General features: G+C 61.0%; 20 protein-coding genes. 5 read left to right on the top strand and 15 right to left on the bottom strand.

The genetic code is table 11. From position 1 onward, the window contains the following. The first annotated feature begins 32 nt into the window (after positions 1-32). Positions 33-1124: a DNA replication terminus site-binding protein gene (locus tag THIDRDRAFT_RS09610; protein ID WP_007040642.1), complete on the top strand. Its 1092-nt coding sequence runs from the start codon at positions 33-35 to the stop codon at positions 1122-1124. Between the two features lie 33 nt (positions 1125-1157). On the opposite strand, the gene THIDRDRAFT_RS09605 is transcribed toward THIDRDRAFT_RS09610, so the two are convergent. After that, on the bottom strand, positions 1158-1694 hold the full coding sequence (locus THIDRDRAFT_RS09605) for a MarR family winged helix-turn-helix transcriptional regulator (protein ID WP_007040641.1): 537 nt from the start codon (positions 1692-1694) through the stop codon (positions 1158-1160). A gap of 77 nt (positions 1695-1771) precedes the next feature. On the opposite strand from THIDRDRAFT_RS09605, the gene THIDRDRAFT_RS09600 reads away from it, so the two are divergent. Further along, positions 1772-2659: an EamA family transporter gene (locus THIDRDRAFT_RS09600; protein WP_007040640.1), complete on the top strand. Its 888-nt coding sequence runs from the start codon at positions 1772-1774 to the stop codon at positions 2657-2659. Between the two features lie 62 nt (positions 2660-2721). Here THIDRDRAFT_RS09600 and THIDRDRAFT_RS23735 read toward each other — a convergent pair whose 3' ends face one another. The 4 genes from THIDRDRAFT_RS23735 to THIDRDRAFT_RS09580 are packed head-to-tail and all read right to left on the bottom strand — an operon-like array spanning position 2722 to position 6898. Continuing rightward, positions 2722-4506, bottom strand: a complete 1785-nt coding sequence (locus THIDRDRAFT_RS23735; RefSeq protein ID WP_007040639.1) for an AAA family ATPase — start codon at positions 4504-4506, stop codon at positions 2722-2724. Then, entirely contained in the window at positions 4487-5002 is a 516-nt protein-coding gene (locus THIDRDRAFT_RS09590) for a hypothetical protein (RefSeq protein ID WP_007040638.1), read from the bottom strand. The genes THIDRDRAFT_RS23735 and THIDRDRAFT_RS09590 overlap by 20 nt, the downstream gene beginning before the upstream one ends. Further along, positions 5002-6105, bottom strand: coding sequence for a hypothetical protein (locus THIDRDRAFT_RS09585; protein WP_007040637.1), 1104 nt, complete (start codon positions 6103-6105; stop codon positions 5002-5004). The genes THIDRDRAFT_RS09590 and THIDRDRAFT_RS09585 overlap by 1 nt, the downstream gene beginning before the upstream one ends. Before the next feature lie 25 nt (positions 6106-6130). Next, positions 6131-6898, bottom strand: a complete 768-nt coding sequence (locus THIDRDRAFT_RS09580) for a nucleotide-binding protein (protein WP_245535813.1) — start codon at positions 6896-6898, stop codon at positions 6131-6133. Between the two features lie 131 nt (positions 6899-7029). Between THIDRDRAFT_RS09580 and THIDRDRAFT_RS09575 the strand changes: the two genes are divergently transcribed. Further along, positions 7030-7680, top strand: a complete 651-nt coding sequence (locus THIDRDRAFT_RS09575) for a hypothetical protein (RefSeq protein ID WP_139058689.1) — start codon at positions 7030-7032, stop codon at positions 7678-7680. 57 nt (positions 7681-7737) lie between these two features. Here THIDRDRAFT_RS09575 and THIDRDRAFT_RS09570 read toward each other — a convergent pair whose 3' ends face one another. From THIDRDRAFT_RS09570 to THIDRDRAFT_RS09555, 4 genes are all read right to left on the bottom strand, one after another. After that, on the bottom strand, positions 7738-8130 hold the full coding sequence (locus tag THIDRDRAFT_RS09570) for a DUF302 domain-containing protein (RefSeq protein ID WP_007040634.1): 393 nt from the start codon (positions 8128-8130) through the stop codon (positions 7738-7740). A gap of 65 nt (positions 8131-8195) precedes the next feature. Next, the gene (locus THIDRDRAFT_RS09565) at positions 8196-8771 is read right to left on the bottom strand and encodes an HdeD family acid-resistance protein (protein WP_007040633.1); all 576 of its coding nucleotides are present in this window, start codon (positions 8769-8771) and stop codon (positions 8196-8198) included. 150 nt (positions 8772-8921) lie between these two features. Next, entirely contained in the window at positions 8922-9170 is a 249-nt protein-coding gene (locus THIDRDRAFT_RS09560; RefSeq protein ID WP_007040632.1) for a hypothetical protein, read from the bottom strand. Between the two features lie 380 nt (positions 9171-9550). Continuing rightward, positions 9551-10210, bottom strand: a complete 660-nt coding sequence (locus THIDRDRAFT_RS09555) for a class I SAM-dependent DNA methyltransferase (protein ID WP_007040631.1) — start codon at positions 10208-10210, stop codon at positions 9551-9553. A gap of 763 nt (positions 10211-10973) precedes the next feature. Between THIDRDRAFT_RS09555 and mgtE the strand changes: the two genes are divergently transcribed. After that, entirely contained in the window at positions 10974-12629 is a 1656-nt protein-coding gene (mgtE, locus tag THIDRDRAFT_RS09550; RefSeq protein WP_007040630.1) for a magnesium transporter, read from the top strand. Positions 12630-12718: 89 nt separating this feature from the next. Here mgtE and THIDRDRAFT_RS09545 read toward each other — a convergent pair whose 3' ends face one another. From THIDRDRAFT_RS09545 to THIDRDRAFT_RS09520, 6 genes are all read right to left on the bottom strand, one after another. Next, the gene (locus THIDRDRAFT_RS09545; RefSeq protein ID WP_007040629.1) at positions 12719-14578 is read right to left on the bottom strand and encodes a gamma-glutamyltransferase family protein; all 1860 of its coding nucleotides are present in this window, start codon (positions 14576-14578) and stop codon (positions 12719-12721) included. A gap of 240 nt (positions 14579-14818) precedes the next feature. Further along, a complete protein-coding gene (locus tag THIDRDRAFT_RS09540) occupies positions 14819-16540 on the bottom strand; it encodes a methyl-accepting chemotaxis protein (protein WP_007040628.1) in 1722 nt (573 codons plus the stop codon). Between the two features lie 27 nt (positions 16541-16567). Further along, positions 16568-17032, bottom strand: a complete 465-nt coding sequence (locus THIDRDRAFT_RS09535) for a cache domain-containing protein (RefSeq protein ID WP_050984681.1) — start codon at positions 17030-17032, stop codon at positions 16568-16570. Between the two features lie 371 nt (positions 17033-17403). Then, positions 17404-18225, bottom strand: a complete 822-nt coding sequence (locus tag THIDRDRAFT_RS09530; RefSeq protein ID WP_007040626.1) for a formate/nitrite transporter family protein — start codon at positions 18223-18225, stop codon at positions 17404-17406. Positions 18226-18545: 320 nt separating this feature from the next. Next, a complete protein-coding gene (locus tag THIDRDRAFT_RS09525) occupies positions 18546-19253 on the bottom strand; it encodes a hypothetical protein (RefSeq protein ID WP_040844432.1) in 708 nt (235 codons plus the stop codon). A 209-nt stretch (positions 19254-19462) separates the two neighbouring features. Further along, positions 19463-21913: a sensor domain-containing protein gene (locus tag THIDRDRAFT_RS09520; RefSeq protein WP_007040624.1), complete on the bottom strand. Its 2451-nt coding sequence runs from the start codon at positions 21911-21913 to the stop codon at positions 19463-19465. 149 nt (positions 21914-22062) lie between these two features. Between THIDRDRAFT_RS09520 and THIDRDRAFT_RS09515 the strand changes: the two genes are divergently transcribed. Then, positions 22063-23037 carry a diacylglycerol/lipid kinase family protein gene (locus tag THIDRDRAFT_RS09515; protein WP_007040623.1) on the top strand — a complete coding sequence of 325 codons (975 nt, stop codon included), beginning with the start codon at positions 22063-22065 and terminating at the stop codon, positions 23035-23037. The last annotated feature ends 2 nt before the right edge of the window (positions 23038-23039 follow it).

The raw sequence follows: 23039 nt of genomic DNA, 5'->3' as shown, positions 1-23039 counted from the left end.
ATTTAGATATAGTGCGATTGTGGGTATCGGAGATGACGAAATCACCGCCAGCAGACGACACGAAACGCCATATCGAATACCGACTCGATCTCATCGCGGGAATCAGTCGGCTGCGCGAGGCACAGGAGGCGTTCGCCACCCTGATGGACGATGACGCAGAGATCTATGCCGAGTGGTGGTGGCGACCGCCGGCGTGGGAGGACGGCGCCGACCCTCGGCCGCTGCGCCAGCGCGCGATCGCCAATGCGACCCGCCTGACCCTTGAGGACGATGAGGTGCCGCGCCAGCGCGACCCCTCCGAGGCGCTCTCGGCGCAACTGCGCAACCAGTACCTGCGCTACGATCTCGCCCCCGGTCTCATCAGCGCCTCTCCACGCCTGATCGACGCCGCCCTTGCCGTCAACGCCGCCAAAGCGGCCGTTACTCAGGTGATCGAGGAGATCAACGCCAAGAAGCTGCTGGTCGGCCCCGAGGACGATCGCTCGGGCATCCAGGTTGGCAAGCCGCTGCTGCCCTACCTGCTCCACTCGCTCGGTCTCGTGCGGGCGCATCTGCATCGCATCAAACGCCAGCTTCAGGTGTTTGAGGAAGCGCCGGAATCGGTGGGCTTCACCTGGGCCTCACCTCGCCGGCTCAAGTCCATCTCGATCGATGAGCTGCGCACGCGCTTGGAGCGGCTGCGCGGAGCCATCGAGAACGACAGCCGCCTACAGGCCGACTGGCGCATCTTTCTCGACCTGCAGCAGCGCCACGATCGCAACGAACCCATTCGGCTGGCTTTGATCAACGCCGCTCACACCCATCCAAAAGCCAATCTCACCTGGATGGATGGACGGCGCTCGATCCACCAAGCGGTGCTGCCGCTCCTCTATCCGGGCGAGCCAGGACATTCGCTGGTGCGCGCCGGGAAGCTCGGACATTGGCCGCACGACTCGGCGGCAGCGTCCTTTCTCAGCGCGCGGCGGCGCCAGCGCAGCGACGTGGTCTTCGACTGCGATCTCCCCCTGCTCCAAACACTGCCGGTCTACGCGCCCGCAGCGGTGCGGGCACGCTACTACCGGGATGCTGAAGCGGAAGACGCGATCGGTGCGGTCATCCAAGAGGGTGATTTGACGGACCAGTAACCGAACGCAACGGGAGACTGAGCCCCCGCTGTTTTAGCGACCGCCCTTGACCGGCGCCTCGCAATCTGGGCGCTCCAATTCGGACAACAGTGCCGAGAGATGCACATCCAGCGCCGTCACCGACGTTGGTTCGATCAAGGCCAGAATGGCGCGTTCGGTCTCGATGTGGACCTCGACCGCACGATCGATCAGCTCCAACCCGGCTGGCGTCAATTGCACCAGCATGCTGCGCGCATCCTGGCTGTTGGGCACACGCAGCACCCACCCATTGGCCTCCAGTCGTTGCAACCGGTGGGTCATGGTCCCTGAGGTAATCATCAGGGTCGAGAACAATGCCTTGGGTGACAGGCAATAAGGTGCACCCGACCGCCGAAGCGTTGCCAAAACATCGAACTCCCCCGCACTCATCCCGAATGTCGAGAAGGTCTCTCCCAGCCGGCGCTGAAGCAGCGCCGAGCAGCGCATGATGCGCCCAATCGGCCCCATCGGGCTGGCATCGAGATCAGGTCGCTCTCGCTTCCACTGCGCAAGGATCGCGTCCACTGCGTCGGGCTGTAGCCTATCGGTCATTGCAATCCCTCATATGTCTTGACTTCAAGATAGTTTGACGGCAGGCTGCTATTTTATCTTGAATTGAAGATAGTTCGATGCCCAAATCACTCACGCCCTCGGTCTGGGGCGACATCTTGCTGACCGCCTTGGCGCCGACCATCTGGGGGTCGACCTATATCGTCACCACCGAACTGCTGCCGCCAGACCGACCCTTCACCGCCGCCTTGATTCGGGTACTGCCCGCCGGTCTGCTGCTGGTCTTGCTCATGAAACGCGTGCCCGCGCCTGGAGACCGGTTCCGACTGCTGGTGCTGGCCGCCTTGAATATCGGTGTTTTTCAGGCGCTCCTGTTCGTTGCGGCCTATCGGCTGCCGGGCGGTTTGGCGGCCGTCGCGGGTGCGACTCAGCCCTTATTGGTCATGGCGCTGGCCTGGAGCCTGGACCGGCACACACCAGCCCGGTTGACCCTGTGGGCCAGCATCCTGGGCGTCTTAGGGATGGCTGTGCTGTTGCTCTCGCCCAATAGCGTTTGGGAGCCGGTGGGAATCATTGCCGCACTGGCGGGCGCAGCCTGCATGGCGGCGGGCACCTTTCTCACCCGACGCTGGAAACCGGATCTGCCGGTGCTCGCACTGACTGGCTGGCAACTGCTGCTCGGTGGTCTGATGCTGGCCCCGGTGGCCTGGATTGCGGACGCTCCCCTGCCGGTGCTGTCACTGACGCAGATGGCCGGTTATGCCTATCTGTGCCTCGCGGGCGCCTTGTTGGCCTACGCGCTGTGGTTTCGCGGTATCGCACGCTTGCCTTCGGTGGCGGTGTCTTCGCTGAGTCTGCTGAGTCCGTTGACAGCGGTGGTGCTCGGGTGGGTGCTGTTGGGGCAGGCGATGACCGGTACCTCTTTGGTGGGTTTGTTTATGGTGCTCTCGAGTGTGCTGACCGTGCAGTGGTCCATGTCTCGGCCGCAACGCATACGGATGCCATGACGGGAAACGCAGATGAGGAACCAGTCGCCCCCGTGCCTCGGGATGGCGGCGGCGCAATCCGGTCACTGATTCTCCACGACGGCCCCGATCACGAAGCATTGTTGACCCCGTGCGCGCAGGCGAGCGCACCAGTTTGCGGCCTCGCTTCGGGTCCCCCAGTCCAGGACGCGCAACCGATAGAACGGGCTCGCTGTAGTGTCCTCGCGTGGCGGGCTGATGGTGAGGGTGCGCCCTTCCAGCATGGATGAAAATTCCCGCATAAAACGCTGGCTGTCGTCCTTGACCTTGTCGAGCGAACGTCCCGCCAAGACCTGCACCTGCCAGCGATAGGCACTGGGCGTCAAGGTGATCTCCTGGATGTCCGCTGGCTGGTCTGGACTGTCGGACTCGGCAGTTTCCCCGGTGTTTTCCACCGCCCCCTTGTCTCGAGGCGCCTCTCCAGTCAGGGATAATCCCGAGTCGACAGGTTCTTTCTGTTCGGCTGTTTGTGGCTCAACCGGCGGATCTGTTGTCAGGTCTGGCGGTGGCGGTTCCCGCAACGGGTCTGATGCCTGATCCGATTCGAGCGGTGCCTCGGACGGTTTGGACTCGACCAACCCTTCCGTCTGATCCGAATCGGCCATCGTCATCGTTCGATCGGGCGCGACAGCAGATTCCGGCTGCTTTGATTCAGTCGGTTCGATCGGGCGCGTGGTGGGTTCCTCGCTCGCCGTCATCGGTGGCACGACTTCTTGCGCAAGCGGCTCGCCCAGATTCGACCACCAGTTCAGATCCGACAGCCTGAGTTGTAGAAGGAGACCTACCGACAAGGCCAGCATGAACAACAGCAGCGCGAGGAATCGCCCCCGTCTCGGCGGACGCTTGACGGTGAACAGTTCATTGAGCACCAGCGCATCCTGCAGGTGCCGGCTTTCCCAGGTCTCGTCATAGAGCAGCGAGGTGGGATCCACGAGCCAGGCTCGGATCCGCTTGAGCATCCTGTCGCGGTAGACCTCCATGCGCTCCTGACGTCCGCGAAAAGACCAACTGTTTTCCGGTTGCAGACGCTCGTCGTATTCCAACAGACATTCGCAGGCCAGCTCCAGATAGGCTTGGCTCACATTGCAATGCGGATTGTGGGCCAACAATGGCCGACCACGGTCGGCGGCTTCCCGGACGGCGTCGCCGTAGGGAATCTCGGTCCGCAGCACCAGATGTCCATAATCCTGACGCAGGGTTCTGGCGACCGCCTGCTCCGAAGCACGCAAGGCGGCGCGTTGGACGAGTAGCAGATGCACACCGTGCAGTGGTTGCTTCAGGCCGGCGCGCAATCGCTCGATGGTCTGGAGCAGCGCAGGCAGGCTTTCGAGGGAGACGGCATCACAGGGCAGCGGCAACAGGATCTGATGTGCGGCGGCCAGTGCGTTCAGGGTGAGCAGTCCCACGGAGGGCGGACAGTCGATCACGATATGGTCGAAATGAACCGGCAGCGCGGGCAGTGTCGCGAGCGCCTGATGCAGACGGGTCCGACTGTCGCCGAACTGGGCCAGATCGTTTTCGAGACCACTCAGTCCGGGAGTGGCCGGCGCCAGAAAGAGATCCGGGATCTCGGTGGCGGTCACCATGTCGCGCGTCAGCGTGGCCTCGCGCAGCATGCGTTCCGTCCCGCTCGCCTGGATCCCGGACATGAGGGTGTAGCCGCTATTGCCCTGCGGATCCAGATCCATGAGTAAGACATTGTGTCCGGCAGCGACAAACGCGATGGACAGATTGAGGGCCGTGGTGCTCTTACCGACACCGCCCTTCTGGCTGGCCACGGCGATGATTTCAGGTGAGGTCGGTTGCCGCTCAGCAAGCGTTCGAGTCATGACGATCGTTCTCGGTGACTGCAGGCAATTCAGTGATGAGGCTCTCCAGTCCCTGGCGTTTACGTCCAATCCGCGATGCCGACGGTTCGACGGCAGGTGCGATGGCGACCCGATCGATCACAGGCGGATCCGGCGGCCCCGGAGAACTGGAGCCGATGCTCTCGGGCGCGCGGATGGATTGGCGATAGGATCGATCGGTCAAGATTCGCCGAGGCGTCTGCTCCGTCGAGGGGGCACCGGCCTGCTCGGCCGCCGCGAGCCTCATTAGGCTCTGACGCGCCAGCAGCTGATGTCGCGGAGGTGGGCGCCAAACGCCCAGCTCGGCTATCGGCGGTCTGGAGTGATCGCTGATGGCCGGATCGGCCGGGGCCGCCAGGGCGTGGGGGAGCGGACGTCTCGGCGAGGTGGCGCGCGCGCGAACCTGGAACCACCGAATGAGCCAGATCATCACCACCACGCCGATCAGGATGGCCAAGGTGACGGACAGGTCGCTCATCACGGAGGGAAACTGAGCGCGGTTTGCGAGGTTGATACCGCCAGATCGGCGCTTCCCCAAGACCAAAGGCGCTGACGCAGATCCGCAACCTGACGATAGGTCGCGAGCCAACGCCCTACCCGCTCGATCCAGTCCCGATAGACCGAATCGCCACGCTGTCGCAGCGTGTCGATAGCCGCCTGCCAATTTCCTGCCCGCGCCTGTTCGAGTGCCTTGGTTCCGGCCTGGTTTCGTGCCTGCTGCTGGACGCCTGTTGCGGCGAAGGCGGGGTAAGTGGCGTAAGGATAGGCCGAGGTCGCTCCGTAGGGAGCGCGTCGAGCGAATCGGGTGCTGTTACGTTGGTCCAGCGTCTCGTTCAACCGAATCAGCTCGGCAACCAGGGTCGCGGGTGTTGCGATGCCCTGCTCCGCTAGTGGCTTGAGGAAATCGAGTTGTGCCGGTTCGCTCCAAACGGCTTCGAGCGCAGTCAGTTCGGACGCAAACGGCTGTCCGGCGGCGAGTTTCTCGGACAGATCGCTAAGCGCCAATAGGGACTGAGTCGCGCGACGCTGCCGATCGATGTCCCGAACACCCGCGATGACCTGCCGCTGGACCTGATCCAACGCCGTCAGTCTGCGCTCCACATCCCCCTGCAGCGCAGCCGTCGTTTGCGCCAGGGCCTGCACGCGATGCCCTTCCTGCTGAACGAACAGCCAGAGGCCGGCCGCCGCCCCGACCAGCGTCAAGGCCGTCAGAATCCAGGGCGTCGTACGGGACCTGGCAATCGAACGTCGGCCGAGGTTCGACTCCTGTTCCTGGTGGGGCGAAGCGATCATGAATCGATGCTCCGACGACGGCAGCGATCCCGGATCGACACAGGGCTCCGTGGAACTGGAGGCCTCCGACAGCGCGTCGGCCTCCAGCTCGACCATCAGGGTCAAGATCCGTCGATAATCGTCCGCGACCAGACGTTTCAGACAGGGATCGCGTCGCAGCAAAAGACACCAACGCTGCTCGGGCTCGAGCTTCAGCAGCCAGCTTAGGGTGTCTGCGCTTTCCGCCTCGGTCGCGACCATCCCTCTGGCGATATGAGCGTCGAGATAAGAGAGCCAGCGTGGTTCCATAAAAGGATCTCGAGATTCCGGTGCGTCAGTCGTCTTGCTTCGCGATGAGTGGCGCGTAGACCTGCTGAAACTGTTTGAGCCAGGAGGCGTAATCCCCGACCGCGCGCTTCGCGGCCAGGATGCCCAAACCCGTCTGTTGCGCCACGGTGGCGGCATTCATCTCCATGATGCGCCATGGCGGAAGCTTGAGCCGCTCGAAGTCGATCCATGCCTCGCTCATGCAGGACTCCAGGCCAACCACCAGGACCCCTTCGCTCCGCATGGCCGCGATGCGGCTGAATTCGGGCGTGGACTCATAGGCATTGAAGGAGCCGGCGACCTGGTTCAGCACCAGAATCCGGCGACTTTGCGGAAAGATCTTGGTCGTGGCCTCCAACACCTCGATGCCCGCCATCACCGCGACTGGATCGGCGGTGATCGGGACATAGATGTCCATACTGACCCCACTGTCGGTCAGCAGCTCACCGAGCTCGGATTTGCTGGCCCACTCCAGGATGTGCCGATCCATGTTGGCCCCGAAATCCACGGCCGTGTCCTGCTCCAGAATCTCGGCCGCCAGTTGATCCCAATAGCTGTAGGCCAACGATGGATCGGCGCGCAGGGCCTCCGCGTCTGCACCGATGTGCAGAGACAGCACATTGCTGGCCCCTACGAATTCCGCCAATTTGGATTTGTCGTCGACATCGACCAGACGCAAAGGGCGGCCCATGGCCTCGTACAGCCAGGCCAGCGCCATCAGGAGCACCGACTTACCGACGCCCCCCTTGCCGTTCATTACCCATACCGTGTGCATATAACCCTTCTCATCCAAAATATCTAAAACTTGAAAGATGTCATGGACATCGCTCGGTCCATTAAGCAGAAAGATCATCGCAATGCCAGCATGACGATTCACTGCGGAGTATAAGTTACCCCTAATGCTGGTTGCATTTACCCAGCGCATCTTTCGGTCGAAATTGTGGGGTTTATCGCGTTGGGTTCCTGATCGATGAACGTCCGTTCTTCGTCCGGATCAAGGACAGAGCGGGGATCGACAACGGGGCAGAAAACCCATGCCGATACACGATTACCGGGATAGATATGATATTTAAAAAGATTTCAGGGTTGGCCATGGCGGTCATATGCATTGGCGCGACCTGCCAGGCTCAAGCGGGATCGCTCGTCGTCGACAACGGCGAGATCACAGATGTGGTGAACGTGGAGATTCGAGGCGAACTGTACGACCTGAAATTCGTCGACAGTTCATTCAATGGCGGGTACCCGGCCAACTTCGCAGGGTATGGTGCCCTCGCATGCGACGCGGTCAAGGCGATTGTCGCCGCGAGCGACAGCGGCACACTTCGGGTTCGACAGGATTTGAAGCCGCGCGGATGTGCGTCGAGCGACGCATGCACGATCCTCGTCCCGAATCATGCGACAGGCGCGGCACCCTCTGCGACGATGTCCTACGCCTGCGAGTTGATTCATGTCGGCGGACAATTACGTTCGGGCGACCCCCAGTGGCCGTTCGATCCGTCCATGGATACCGGATACATGCCCGATATGACGTACGCCATCCTGACGCCCGCCCAATAAGCACGCGCGACGACCTCCCCGGACGACGCGCAGCCCAATCCGGAATGCCGCCGCTCCTCAGAGCATGCCGAGGGCGGTGACGACCCGGTCGAGACGGTCCCGGACATCCGAAGCGAGCCTGGCCACCTGCGGGTTATCGACCAGATTCAATACCGCTTTCGGGTCCATGAAGGCAATACGGACCTTTTGCTCGTCGGATTGACGTACCACGACGTTGCAGGGGAGCAGCAAGCCGATGTCGGGCTCCAGATCCACCGCCTGACTGGCAAGCGGTGGATTGCAGGCACCCAGGATCCGATAGGGCCCCTTGTCGACGCCAAGCTTCGATTTGAGCGTCGCCTGAACATCGATATCGGTGAGCACACCGAACCCCTCGGCCTGCAATGCCTCGATCACGCGGTCGATGGCCGCGTCGAATTCAAGATCGACTTCGATGGCAAAACCATACATCGGTTCATCCTCCATATGAGTCGCACCGCGTTCTCGCCGGTCGACCTGCGTAAGACACGTCTGGCTCAAGCCAAACGCTTGGCCCGCCGCAACACGAGGCCGAGAAAGATCGCGGTCCAGCCATTGATCAGCAATTCAATGGCGATCACCAGGCCGATCAACCAGACGCCGGACACCGGCCACTGCACCAGAACCAGCGCGCCGAGCAACATGGAGAGCAGACCACCTCCGGCGGCCCACTTCCAGCCGATTTCGTTGCGATGTTGAAAGGCGATCACCAATCGCAGCGAGCCGGCGGTCAGCAAGGCGACGCCCAGGACCAGCGTGAGCGCAACGGCGGCGCCGACCGGATCGAAGATCATCAGTCCGCCGACGATCAGATAGATGAATGCGATGCCTCCATGCGCGAAGGTACTTTTCCAGCCCTTGCACTTGAAGGCATCGAACAGTTGCAGACCGCCCCCGAGCGCCAGCAGCGCGCCGAACATCAGCACGCCGGCAAGCGTGAGCCAGAAAGCCGACCAGAGTCCGAAGAGGCCGAGTAGTGTCGATACGACGCCGAGCGCCACCAACCCGCCCCAGTTGCGAGGCAGGTCTCCAGGCAGAGACTCAAGCTCTTCGGCGATAGCGGATTGACTCATCTTGAATGCTCCAAATTGAGGTGTACTGAATAAACGGAGAGGTCGCCCCACGCACCCAAGCGTGGGTCGCCGAGGGCGAACAGCGCAGGAGTCGGGACGCGGATCATCGAGTCACGACGTCCTGCGCAAGCCTTGTAAGCGAACCGCAGGTCAGTCGGTCTTGTCCTCGACGCGATCGCCCGCCTCCTCCATCTTGTCGCCGGCCCTCTCCATGGCGTTCGACACCGAATCCTTCGCCTCCTCGACCTTGCTCTTGGCCTGTTCAACGGCCTGGTCGATCTGGGCGCCCATCTTTTCGGCCTTACCGTCGTCCGTATCGCCGCACGCCGTCAGCATCATGGCCAACACGATGGCCGTAGGAATGGCAAATCCAGTCTTGCTCATGTTCATGATCTTCATAAAGGTCGCTCCTTCAAAATTGCGCCACATTCGTGTGACGACAGTGGGGTGTAGGGTCACAGCGGATCTCGGCGTCTATCTGAAAAGATCAAGAGCCCTGCTTGAAGCGCAGCCTGCGCCAACAGGGGACCGCCGATCTCGCACTCGCTCCACATTCAATGCAAAGCGAATGCCAAACCAAGCAAGCCACTGTTCAAAAAGTCTTTTTTTAAAACACCGGGGATGCGGAAACTCTGCAACGGGTTCTATGAACCATCGCCCGGTTCAAATGCACCGCTGTAACCAGCCGCTCGGCATGAAGGGGAAACTTGGGGGGAAACGCTGATGGCGCACCATCCGAGACGCAGCCCGGATGGTGCCGGGGAAGAACCCCGTTCGGATCAATGGATCCGGAAGATGTCGAAGATGATCGCCTGGTCGTCGCCGAAGTCCTGGTGACCGGGGATATAGGGATGCGGGTCCGAATGATGGACATGTGCCCAGAGATTTTTTTCGGTCAGACTCGCCAGCGCCTTTTTGTAGTCGTCGTCGTAGAGGTCGACGCGGTGGCTCAGCTGCACGATCCCGCCCGGCTTGACGACGCGATGGAACTCACGCATCAGCCCGTCGATGTTCTCGATGTAGGTGAGGGTTCCGATGCACTGGGCCGCGCCGAAATGATCGTCCGGGAAATCCAGCGGCCTGTTCAAATCCACTCGGATGAGTTCGGAATAACAACCGCGCTCCTCGGAGCGCTCCAGCGACTTGCTGGAGTAATCGACACCGATAACGGATTTAAAGCCCAACTCGCCGAGATGATGCCCGGTCAAACCGACACCGCAACCGGCATCGAGAATCGGCAGGGACGGATCGATCCCGTGCTTCTCGATGGCTTTCGCAGCAATCTGCGGGGCATTGTACCCCATGGAAGTCAGATCCTTCTCGTAGGTGGCCGACCAACTATCGTAGTATTTTTCCAGCTCGTCGAGCTTGGCGGATGTTACGCCGATCAGTTTGGTGACATCACGTTCTTCGGTATGGGCGGATTGAGAGTCCGTCATGACTGCTCCTTCTATGTATGACGAATGAGGAATTCATTCGTCTAAGCATACGGCGCAAGCAGGAAGACGCTCGATATTGCGGATTTGGTCTGCCACGCGGTTCGCAGACAATCGATGCGATACGTAGACCAATAACAGAATTTTCGAATTCGATCAACAGATCGGCAACCGAAAAGGCAACCACAGATTTTCGCGTTCATCAACTCGATGATCGAATGCGAAAAACACCTGACCTGGTACGACAGGAGAACGGTTACCGCAGCAACCGTGCGATGTCTCGCTATGGAAACGTCGAACCAGAAACGCATACTGGCAATATCGAAAAAAGGCTCGCCATTGCCTGCCTCTATTGCGAAATATGCTAACGCACTCTAACGCAATAATACAGCCAAACCATCAAAAACCAATGAATTCCCACCACCAAACAATCACAAGTCAATGTTTTTATTAAACATAATTCGGCAATATTAATATCGTTAGACTTGCCGAGGCTTCTGTGTTATCGCAACCATCAAAACATGGCATCACATCAGTCTCGTTACAGCCCATTCGACCACCAGAAATCCACGCGCGATACCGCGATCCGCCCCAAAATAGCGAGCAGCCTCTAGCGAAAGAATAAGACCAACGCAACATGCATGAGCCGGATTCACCGAGAGCGGCCCGACATCTCAAAAGACCGCAATCCCAGCGGATCGTCGAATGCTCTTTTCCCACCCCGCCTTTGGCCCATGTCAGTGCTTTTCAAAATCGGAAAAAACACTTGAAGCAGACACCTCAACAGAATCAATCCGAGTCCGTCGCAACCGAAATCGATCAGCTCCGCGAGATGCTCTCGCGCGATCAGATCAAACGCGCCCGCCGACTGCTCAAGACGATGCACCCAGCGAAGATCGCCAGCCTCCTGGAGCGACTCACGCCCCAGCAGCGGGTCGACGCCTTGCATCAGCTCGACGCCCGAACCGAGCCCAAGGTCCTGTCCTACCTGTCCAGCGCGCTCCGTACCCAGTTGGCCTATGAGCTGGATGCGGATATGGGTCCGTCCGAGGACGGCGCATCGCCTGCAAACAGCCGTGTCGACGAAGAACCGGAGACCCAGTTGCGTCTGGTCCTGGAGGCCTTGGATCAGGGCAAGCTCAAGCGGATCGCCCGGCTGTTTCACAAGCTGCATCCGGCGCGCATTGCCGGGTTGCTGGAATCCCTGCCGGCAACCGAGCGAGCCAGCGTTTGGGACATGGTGGAGGGTGAGCGCACCGCCAAGGTTCTGCGGCACCTGCACGAGGAGGTACGTCGGCGTCTGGCCTCCGAGATGGATATGGAGCATCTGGTCGAGGCTGCGCGCGGACTCGAGCCCGATGATCTGGTCGACCTCATCCAAGACCTGCCGACAGCCACCGGGCGTCAGATCCTGGACGCCATGGATCAACGCGAGCGCGAACGCCTGCAGTCGATGCTCTCCTATCCCGAGGACACGGCCGGCGGTCTCATGAACATGGACCAGGTGGAGGTGCGCAGCAACATCAAGGTCGGCACCCTGCTCCGCTATCTGCGCCTGCGCGAGGAATTGCCGCCGAATACGGACAAGTTTTTCGTCATCGACCGCAAGCACCGCTACCAGGGCACGCTGCGGACGGAGCGCGTGCTGACCGCGCGCCCAGAAACCTCAGTGTCGGAACTGATGGAGACGGATTTCGAGCCGGTTCCAGCGAACCAGAAGAGCGACGCGGTGGCGCAGCGTTTCGAGCAGGAAGATCTGAACTCGGCCCCGGTGGTCGATGCCGAGGGACGCCTGCTCGGACGCATCACCATCGATGACGTGGTCGACGTCATCCGCGAGCAGAGCGCCCATGCCCTTCTAGGCATGGCCGGCCTGGACGAAGAGACCGACATGTTCGCGCCAGTGCTGGCCAGCAGCCGCCGGCGCGCGGTCTGGCTCGGCATCAATCTCATCACCGCCTTCCTCGCAGCCTGGGTCATCGGCCTGTTCGAAGGCACCCTGCAGCAGGTGGTAGCGCTCGCCGTCCTGATGCCGATCGTCGCCAGCATGGGCGGCATCGCCGGCAGTCAGACCCTCACCCTGGTCATCCGAGGGCTGGCGACCGGTCAGCTCGGCAGCGGCAACACCCGCATCCTGCTGCTCAAGGAGATGGGAATCGGATTGCTCAACGGCCTGCTCTGGGCCTTGGTAGTCGCCGCACTGGCCATCGTCTGGTTCGGCAACTGGACCATTGGGGGCATCATCGCCGTGGCCATTCTGCTCAACCTGCTCTGTGCCGCCGCCTCCGGGGTCGCCATTCCGCTACTCATGTCGCGCCTCGGCATCGACCCTGCCCTGGCCGGCAGCGTGGTGCTGACCACGGTCACCGACATCGTCGGCTTCTTCGCCTTCCTGGGACTGGCCACCCTGATTTTGCTCTGACCGGAGCACCAGGGCGGACGTTGGCGACGGCATTCAGACAGCACCAACGTCCAGGTCTCCCACTCCAGTCGCCGGAACCCCGGACGCCCTCAGTATCCGAGCGCGTAGGTTTCACGCCTGGGATCGGCCCCCGCCGAGAGCACCCCGTTCTCGAACGAAACCAGGGCAGCGCCGCCATAGGGCTCCTTCCAGGTATCCTCGACCTTCACCTGGTGGCCCAAGGCTTCGAGTCCCTTCAGGACCTGCGGGCTGGCCAGGTGGCCGATGCCCATCTGATAATCCAGGATCTCGCCGGGATAGAAGGCCTTGGGAAAGGCGAAGCTCCTGAAGCGGTACTGCTCGACGCTGTTCTGCAGCGGCATGCCGAATTCGGCGATATTCATGAACAGCTGCAGCATGGTCTGGATCTGCTGGTCGCCGCCCGGCGTGCCGAGGTTGAGCCAGGGCTTGCCGTTCTTGAACACCAGGACCGGGCACGGGGTGACGCGCGGACGCTTGAAGGGACCCACCTGGTTGGCGCTCTCGGGATCCATGTAAAACATGCGCATGCGTCCGCCGAGCAGGAAACCGACGTTGCCCGGCACCACGCCGAACTTGACCCCCATGTTGTTGCTGGAGGTGGCATTGAACATGTTGCCATCCTTGTCCATCGTGGCCAGCTGAACGGTGCTGGTCTCCCAATCGCTCGGAGGGCCGTCCGATTGGGCCAGATTGAGCGTCCCTGCCAGTCGCGCCTTCATCGCGCGGGGATCGCCCGGCTCGAAGTGCGGGGCGGCCTTCTTCGGATCGATCAGGGGACGGCGGACGTCGGCATATGCCTTCGAGACCAGCTGCTCCTGAGGGACGTACACCACGTCCGGATCGCCGAAATAGGTGTAACGATCGGCCATGACCAAATCGATGGTCTCGACGAGCAGATGCAGATACTCGGGGCTGTTGTGCGCCATCGCGCCGATGTCGTAGGCATCGAGGATATTGACCGCCATCAGCAGCGCCGGCGCCTGAGTCGTGGTGTTGGCGGCGTATAAGTCGTAGCGGTTGCCCTTCGAGTCCTCGTAGGTGGTATGCAGCGGGGCGTACTCGATCTGGACCTCGTCGATGAACTTGACGAAATCGCCGTATCTCAGCAGTCCCTGGTCGGGGATTCCGACATCGGGAAGGTTGTGCATGAAGCGGTCGATTTCCTTGGCAACGTCACCCTTGTAGAAGTAGTCGACCGCGGCTTGAATGCCTTTCGCGCGGTCGTCCGGATAGGCGCTCTCGGCGGCCACCATCGCCTTCATCATCCGCGCCTGATCGGGCTGTTTGAAGATCTCGCCGACCTCCAGTACCTTGCCCTCGGGCATGAAAACGCGCTTGGAGTCGGGCCACTTCGAATAGATGGGTTCGTATTTCTTGAGCCATTTCACCTGCATGGGCGAGATGGGGAAGCCCTCCTCCGCCAGTTCGATGGCCGGCGCCATCACGTCCGCCAGACGCAGGGTGCCGTATTCCTTCAGGGCCAGGGCGAGGCCTGCCAGGCTGCCCGGCACGGAGGCGATGTCGACACTGTCCGTGGTCGGGATGCCGCTGTGGACCTTCTGGAAATACTCGACCGTGGCCAACTGCGGCGAGGGCCCGATGCCGGAGATGTAGGTGGTCTTGTCCGTCGCCGCATGGTGGATCATGATCGGCGTCTCGCCACCCCAGCTGTCGTGGGCGTGCTGAGTGACCTTGGAGACGATGGTCGCGGCGATCCCCGCGTCGATGGCATTGCCACCAGCCTTGAAGATTTCGATGGCCGCGAGTGCCGAATACTGGTCCGGCGCCGACACGGCGGCGTTCATGACCTGTATCGTGGGCCGCATGGCACCGTTCGGCGTCTTGATTGAGTCCTCGGCCGCGAGCGCAGTCGAGGCGGCGAGGACCGCCACGGTCAGCAGACGCGTGGCAAATAGGCTGTTGATCATGTACGACTCCCGCCTTCACCTGAGGCTTGGTTGAACGACGAACTGGGTAGAATCGGAGGAAGTCGCCCGCCTTCTGGCGACAGCCAAGACAGACCGGCATCCGTGCGGCACGCGCCCTGAAACCGTCCTCACGGACGAGGCCGGGCAGGCGGTGTAGCGGGCGACGTGGAAAAGGACACGAGGAGACCGGCGCCGAGCGCGGGGCATCTCCACCCCGCCACCCGACGCTCGGCGCTGAGATCAGGTCTGGAGCGCCACGACAGTCTCCCCATCGATTTGATGCATCTCCAAATCCTCCGACCCGTCGTTCAGGGAGGTCGGTTCAGAGGAAGGCGCCGGAACGGCAACGATCTGGAAACGGCTGACCTGGCGCAGCATGATTGCGGCGATCTCCTGCAGCTGCTTCGCCGCTCCAGCCGAGTGGGAGGCGAAGGTGCTATTCTCCGTGGCCATGTCGGCGATGCGCTGAATGTTCGAGGAGATCTCCTGGCTGGCGGTGCCCTGCTCGTTCAGCGCGCCGGTGATGGCATCGACCTCGCGCAGCATGGCCTCCATGCCCGCCGTAATCTCGCGACTGGACTCACCGGCCTCGACCGCGCGATTGACACCGCCGTCGGCGGCCGCCACCGCACGCCGCATGTCTGCAACGCTGTCGTTGGAACCTTGCTGGATTTTTTCGACCATCTCGCGAATCTCGTCGGTCGAGCCCGCAGTACGCCGGGCGAGTTCGCGGACCTCCTCGGCGACCACGGCAAATCCTCGACCGTGCGACCCTGCCCTCGCAGCCTCGATGGCCGCATTCAGGGCCAAAAGATTCGTCTGAGCGGCGATCCCCTGGATAACGCTGACGACATCCGAGATGTGTGACGACTGTTCGCCCAACCCCTCGATCGTCTGGGCGGCCCGGGTGATCTCGGAGGCGATCCGTTGGGTCTCGTCCAAGGTCTGGCGAATGATCTCGCCGCCCTGATGGGAAACCTGGCTGGAGTTGCGCGACAGTTCCTGCACCTGGCGCGCGTTGTCGGCCATGTGGTTGATCGATGAGTTGAGCTCTTCGACGGCCGTCGCGACGTAGGATGCCGTCTCCGACTGCGATTCCGATGCCTGAGCGACCTTGGTGGCCCCATCGACGAGCTGATCCGTAGCGGTGCCGAGCTGCCCGGCCGTCTCGTGGATGGACTCGATCATGCCTTTGAGATTGTCACGCATGGCGTCGAGCGCGCGAATGAGATCGCCAACCTCGTCGTTCGCCGAGCTGTGCAGCGCAACGGTCAGATCCCCCGCCGCAATCTTCTTGGAACCATCGGCGGCATAGCGCAACGGTTTCATGATGCCGCGCCCCAGGATCCAACTGACCAGAATCCCCGTCAGCAGGGCCAAACCCAGCACGACCCCGGCGATACCCAAGGCGCGACCGAATTGCGCCCGAGCCATATCATAGCTTTCGCCCGCCGCTTTGCGATCGGTCTCGATCAGGTTTTTGAGCCGAGTCGCAAACTGCTGATAGCTCTTGTCGGCCTTCTCCATCATGGCCATGCCCATGTTGGGATCCATGGTCGCGAGGTCGAGGGCATCGCTGATCTGTTTGGAATACGTCTTAACCGCCGGGAGAATCTCGCCATACGTCTGATCTAGATCGGCGTCTCCTTGTCCCGCTTTCGCGGCCTCAGCAAGCGCATCGGTCACCTGAGTGAGGCTCTTGACGATTCCCTGTGTTTCGCTGTCGATCGTCGAGTCGTCGAAGGCGCTCATCCAGTTGATCAGACGATAGGCGCGGGCCTGAACGTCGTCGATCGTACCCGCGAGGTGCGTCGCGAATTCATAATCGCCGAACCGGACAACGTAGATCTCGTCGAGCGCCGCGTTCTGGCGACGCATCGAGTCGAGGACGAGGAGTCCGAAAACGACGAGGAATATCAGGATGATGCCTGGTGCGGCAAATATCTTGTGCCTGAGTTTCATGGCGAGATAATCCCGGCGCGCGATCAGTTAACGCTTGTAAACGCCGGCGCAGACGATGAGATCGTCGCTGGTCTGGCAATAGCTCGTCTTGGGGAGAATGGCCTTGGTGACGGGATCCTTGTACTTGTAGTCGTGCCAATAGCTGGTATGCGTCTTGGCGAGCTCCATGCGCTCCGAGATGAATGCCGTACCGCCGGCATCCGTGACGCCGAGAAAGTTCTTTCCGACCATCTTCGGGTTCTGGCCGTGGGCCAGATTGTTGCCTTCGCGATCGAAGACGACGGGATAGAGGTCACGGTCGATCCAGCCGGGTTTCTTGCCGGTAATGTCCGCAAAGGCCTGTTCTTTGCCGACGGCATGAATGTGGTCGATGGCCTTTTGCACCATCGCCTCTGCCTCCTGGGGAGTGGCGAAATCGTCAGCGGAAAAAGCGGCGGGCGAAGCGATTAGAAGTGCGGTGATAGCGCCAGCAAGGGCAAAACGGAATTTCATCTTAACTTCTCCATTTCCATGATGTTTACAACATTCCTCTCCCGAACCGTCTGGCAACGGTATGCAAGAGCCAATTCAGGTTAACAGCGCCAAAATCATGAACCTGATAACCAGTTCACAAATAGCACATGAAGCGTCCATGCAGACACAAGAAAAATCAAACGCAAGACATTGATTTAAATATCAAAATACAATAAAAACATTGACTTAATCACGAGACCGATATACCCAATCAATGCAGTCTGTTTTGACGGACATTCACCCGACCACCTTCCCTATCGCAACGAGCTCTTTTGCGGAATTCCCTTTCGCGGATTGACATCAATGACATGTGTCATTGAATTGAACCCACCTATTCGCGCCACTGGATTTCAGATCTCATCCTTCACCTGGGCATAGGTGATGAGGGCGAACAGTCCGGTCCCGCCGATCACGTTACCGATCAAGGCCGGCAGGATTCCCGAGAAGACCGCGTGTACCCAGGTGCAATCCCCGTCCATGGCGAGCAGGAACCACTCGGTGGATCCGGCTACGACGTGCGTCAGCCCGCCGACCGAGATCATGTAGGTGATGAGCACGATGATCCAAAACTCGCCGCCCTTGGCGTTCGGGATCAACCAGACGATCGAGGCCACCATAAACCCGGCCGGGATGCCATAGAGCAGGATCTGAAGCGCGGAATACTGCAGCAGGTGTTGCGAGACCAGGAGCGCCGCCTCCAATTGCTCGGGCGGCAGCATGCCGCCCGAAATCGCAACCCGTGCCGAAACCAGTGTCCCGATCATGTTGGCGATGAAGACGACGGCCCAGAGCCGCAGAGTCCGCTGAATCTTGAAGCGACTGATATCGCTCAAGACCGGAAGCACGACCGTAATGGTGTTTTCGGTGAAGAGTTGCAGGCGTCCCAGGATCACGATGACGAATCCCACACTGTAGCCAAAACCGACCAGTGCGGGCTGGAGCCGACTGCCCTCCAACGCCTGATGCAGGAAGGCCATGCAATAGACCGACAAACTGAGCGACAGCCCCGCAGCGATCCCGGACCAGAACAGCGAATTGATCGGCCGCGACAACTCCTCCACACCCTCCTGGCGCACGATCTCGAACACCTGCAACGACCTCAGGCTCAGACGCTCGGACACCTCGTGCCTTTCCTCGCGGGAAAGCCCCGCACTTGGCTTGCTTCTAGACATGACAAGGGTCCTCCATATTCGGGCTACCCCGTAGCCTGGTGAAGCACATAGGATTTGGTGGTTTAGCCCCGGCTAATGGGGCAAAGGCACCAGTGGGAAGTGGGAGAAGACGAGTCGAGAGGGTCAGACAGAATCGCCGTTCGCGTCCAATTGCGGCTCATCCTTGAGCCCGTATTTCTGGGTACGGACCCCGACACGAACGATTTCGGACCTGAATCTGGATAATTCTAGCCCCGTTCGCTTCCAACTCAGCCATACGCCAAGCAGAGAAACCGCCAAGGCAGCCGCCCGAACGCGAGAATGGCGCGGCGACATCGGCCTCAGGCTGCACTTCCCTCCCGCGGAGGTGCCAATGGCAGCTCGAAGGTCGCGCTCTCGGCGGTCAGTGTCAGCGTACCGCCGCAATCGCGCGCGCAACGCTCTGCCGCCAGAGCCATGAGCTGAAGGTCGGCGCGTTCGGTGGGAATATCGGGAGAGAAGCCCCCCTCCACGCTCAGTCGTAGCCTGAGACGCCCCTCGCCCGCTTCGCAGTCCATCACCGGGACCGAACCCCTGCTCCAGCCGCAATCGGTGCCGATTCCGAGAAACCGCAGACAATGGACAAGCGCAGCCTCGAAGCTGTCAGGCTCGATCTCGATCTCTGTCGAATGCCGCATGCCGTCGTCGGGCGTGACGACGCGGCCACCATGGAGACGCATGACATCGGCAGCGACGGCCAGCCCATCGAGCCGCTGCTGGGGACCGTCACCGAAACCCGTCGAGCGCACGGCATCGCTCAACCCGTTAGACAGGGTCGAGGCCGCCCCAAGCAGGCGCTGCAATCGCTCGCGGTGGCTGCGATCGTCGAAGAGATCCAGCTGCAAAGTCTCGGAAATCAGCTTGATCACGCTCAACGGCGTACGCAGATGGTGAGCCTGCTGCCGGGCCTGCTCGGCGAGCAGCGAACGCCGTTCCAAGTCGGCAAGACGCTCCCGATCGGGATCGAGCGGAAAGAATGGAAAAGCGGACTGATCTAGCATGGACGACATGGCGACAATTTGATCTATTGGTTGACCCAATGGAGTCGCCTGGAAGCAGGCAAGCCTGCCCACATCCTCATCAGGACGCTCCAATCCAGTCTGCGCGAGACAGCGCTGACTGAATAATTAAAAGCAAAGATCAAGCCGATTTCCACTCTACGTCCATCCTACGACATGGGTTCCGCTGCGCTGCAGCCAGGTTACGACCCCGACCGGTTCTAGACTGCAGGCAACCAGTCCTTGAGCCATCCGGACAGGGCTTCCGGAGGCATGGGCCTGGCATAGAGGAAGCCTTGGCCGAATCGGCAATCCTCGGCGAGCAGCAAGGCATGCTGCTCCTGGGTCTCGATGCCTTCGGCGAGCACCTCGAGGTCGAGCGTATGGCCGAGCGTGATGATCGCGCGCACGATGTCGAGGTCGCGACCACCGCCCCCGATATCGCGGACGAACGAGCTATCGATCTTGAGTTGGTCGACCGGCAACTGTTTCAATCGCGACAGCGAAGAGTAGCCGGTACCGAAATCGTCGATGGCGAGACCGACGTTATCGCTCTTGAGTCGGTCCAACTCGGCGATGATCGAGTCGGTGCCGCGTTCCATGGCCACGCCCTCGGTGATCTCAAGCCCCAGACGCTCGGCGGGCAGACCGGTCTGGTCGAGAATCCGTCGCGTGACACGATGCAGGTCGCCGCGATGGATCTGAGAATGGGCGACATTGACATAGACCCGTCCGAATTCGAGCCCACTGTCGAGCCATGACCGGGCCTGAGCGCAAGCGCTGTGGAGCGCCCATTCCCCAATGGCCGCGATAATGCCACTCTCCTCCGCGATCTGGATGAAACGCCCCGGCAGCAGAAACCCCAACTCGGGGTGCTCCCAACGGATCAGTGCCTCGAGTCCGATCAATTCGCCGCTGCCGAGACGGATCTGAGGCTGGTAGTACAAACGCAACTCATCGGTCCTGACCGCTCGGCGCAAGCCGTTTTCGAGCAGGGCATAGCTCCTGGCGTCCTCGGTCAGCGCATCGGTATAGAAGGCGTAACCGTTTCCGCCGGCCTTTTTGGCCTGCCGCAAGGCGAAGCCGGCATTGCGGACCAGGCTTGTGCTTGCGCCGCCATCGCGCGGATAGAGCGCGACACCGATGCTCGCGGTGATAAAGATCTCGCGTCCACCGATCTGGAAGGGACGCACGATGGTATTCAGCAGATTTCCAGCGATCCGGCCGGCGTCCGCATCGTCGGCCATATCCTCGATGATGACCATCAACTCGTCACCACTGAAGCGGGCAAGGGTATCGTCGCGGCGCAGCCCGTCGCGCAGACGCTTGGCAACCTCGCACAGCAGCCGATCTCCGCCTGGATGTCCCAGGCTGTCGTTGATTCCCTTGAAGCGGTCGAGGTTGATGAACAGGACGGCGAGATGGTCTTGATCTCGCTCGGCTCGGCGGATCGCATGATCCAGACGCGCTTCGAAAAGCACGCGGTTGGGCAGATGGGTCAGGGCGTCATGATGGATCAGGAAGTCGAGCCGTTCCTGCCAATTCTTGACCATGCTGTTATCGGAGAAGACTCCGACGTAATGCGTGGTTTGTCCCTGCTCGTTCTCGACCCGACTGAGATTGACCAATGCCGAATGAATACTGCGATCCTTGAAACGGACCCAGATCTCTCCACGCCAGTGGTTATTTTCAGCCAACGAGCGGCGGATGGCCTGGAAAAACGTCGGCCGATGGCACCCGGATTTGAACGACGACAACGGCTTGCCGATGATCTCCTCGCGCAGGTAGCCGGTGACCTCGGTAAAGGCGCGGTTGACCTCGACGATGCGCGAACCGGGGTCGGTCAAAAAGATGCCCTCCGCCGTGCTGTCAAAAACGGTGCCGGCAAGCCGCAAACGTTCCTCGGCGGCACGGATTGGACTCAGATCCAGATCGACACAGAACATCTCCTTGCGACCCGAGCTGTTGCACTGCATCACATGGGTTGAGTAGACCCTCACCGGCGAGCCGTCCTTGCGACGCAGCGTCAGTTCACAGGACGGGATCGGGATATCACGCTCCAACCAGTCAGTGACATCTCTGACCACGCCATCGCGCATCGGCTCCGGGATGATAAGATCCTCCAGCCGTTGTCCTAGGGCCTCGTCCGGACGGTAGCCGTAGATGCCTTCATTCGCTTGATTCCAGAAGGTCACCCGACGTTGCTCGTCATAGCCCTGTACGGCGATCGCGGGCAATTGTTCCAGGATGCCGCGAAAGCGCGCCTCGCTCTCACGCAGAGCGGTCTCTGATTGAAGACGGTCATGCGGATCGCAGACAGTCATCAGGAGTAGGTCGGCATCGCCGCTCGCAAATCGGCTCAGTCGAATCTCAAGCGGGTTGTCGTCACGAGGCACGTCGAGCGCAACCTGTTGTTCCGCGTCGGCCTTGCTCAAGATGTCGACGGCGTCCTGGAAAAACCGGCGTTCCGGCCAGATAGACAGATGTTCGACACGGGTTCCGAGCAGATGGGACTTGCTGGTCGCGAGCAAACGGCAGGCGACGCTATTGGCAAAGAGGATCCGGCCAGCAACGATGTCCACCACGATCAGTCCATCGCGCACCCTGTCGAGCAGGTCGCACTGCAATCGAAGACCGATAGCATCTGTGATGGCATTAGGGGGCGTCGTCATCGATTCGATCCCTCATGCAGTGTGGTAAGCCATGCGCCGGACAGGCGTACGCTGGGTACTTGGCAGAGTCAGGGTCACGCCCCAAACATCAACGCCTGTGGACCACCACTCTCAAGTGTAGCGGTTCACTCCACCCCTAGAGAGAGGGCATGCTTGCGACACGCACTATCGAGACATCGACCGAGACGGCATTCGACATGAAAGGATCCCGCATCCTCGTCGTCATCAACCCAGCATCGGGCAACGCCGATGCGAGCGGCGTCGATCCACTGCTCGATCTGCTGGAGCACCGCCTGAGCGAACGCGGCATCCGAATCCAGATCATTCCATTCGGGCCGCAAGGGCTCGCCGAACGTCTGCACAACAGGCTCGACGAAGATGTCCGCGCCATCTACGTTGCGGGCGGCGACGGCACCTTGCTGAGCGTCGTCGAGGCCCTCGGTCCGTGCTCCATACCACTGGGTATCCTCCCGCGCGGCACCATGAATTGGATGGCCAAGGATCTTGGTATCCCGCTCGATATGGATGCAGCCATCCAGACCCTGCTGGAAGCCCGCGTCCAGACCCTGGATCTGGGCCAGGTCAACGATCAGCCCTTTCTCTGCGCCTGCATGATCGGCGTCGGGACTCTCGTGGGACGCGAACGCGAGCGCGAACGATACACGGCACCCTGGAGCCGTTGGCCCAAACTGCTCTGGCGCGGCCTGAAGCTCCTTCGGATCTATCCGCATCGGCGCATGCGACTTGTCACGGAGAAGGACTCCGAACGGTTGCACTCGCACACGGTGGTGGTCACCAACAATCTACTCGACAGCGCGTTCGGCACACTGCTCCAGAGGACGCACCTCGATGCCGGCGTGCTCGGCATCTATGCGGTCCGCAAGGCAACCTTTCGCGAACTCACACGTCTCTTCACTCGACTGATGCTGGGCAATTGGCAGGCCGACGATGCCGTGCTGACCACCGCCGCCACCGAGGCGAGCCTGTCCATCTCCGGGCGCGGCACGATTAGCGTCATGCTGGATGGCGAGATCCGGCGTTTGAAAACGCCGCTCCGATTCCGCATCGAACCGCGCCGCGTCGCAATGCTGGTCCCCCGACCTGATCCCTCTGCTCGCGGCTAGGC

Source organism: Thiorhodococcus drewsii AZ1, assembly GCF_000224065.1.
GTDB classification, from domain to species: Bacteria; Pseudomonadota; Gammaproteobacteria; order Chromatiales; family Chromatiaceae; genus Imhoffiella; species Imhoffiella drewsii.
The sequence above is the reverse complement of the archived record's forward strand: the minus strand, read 5'-3'. Positions and strand labels throughout refer to the sequence as shown.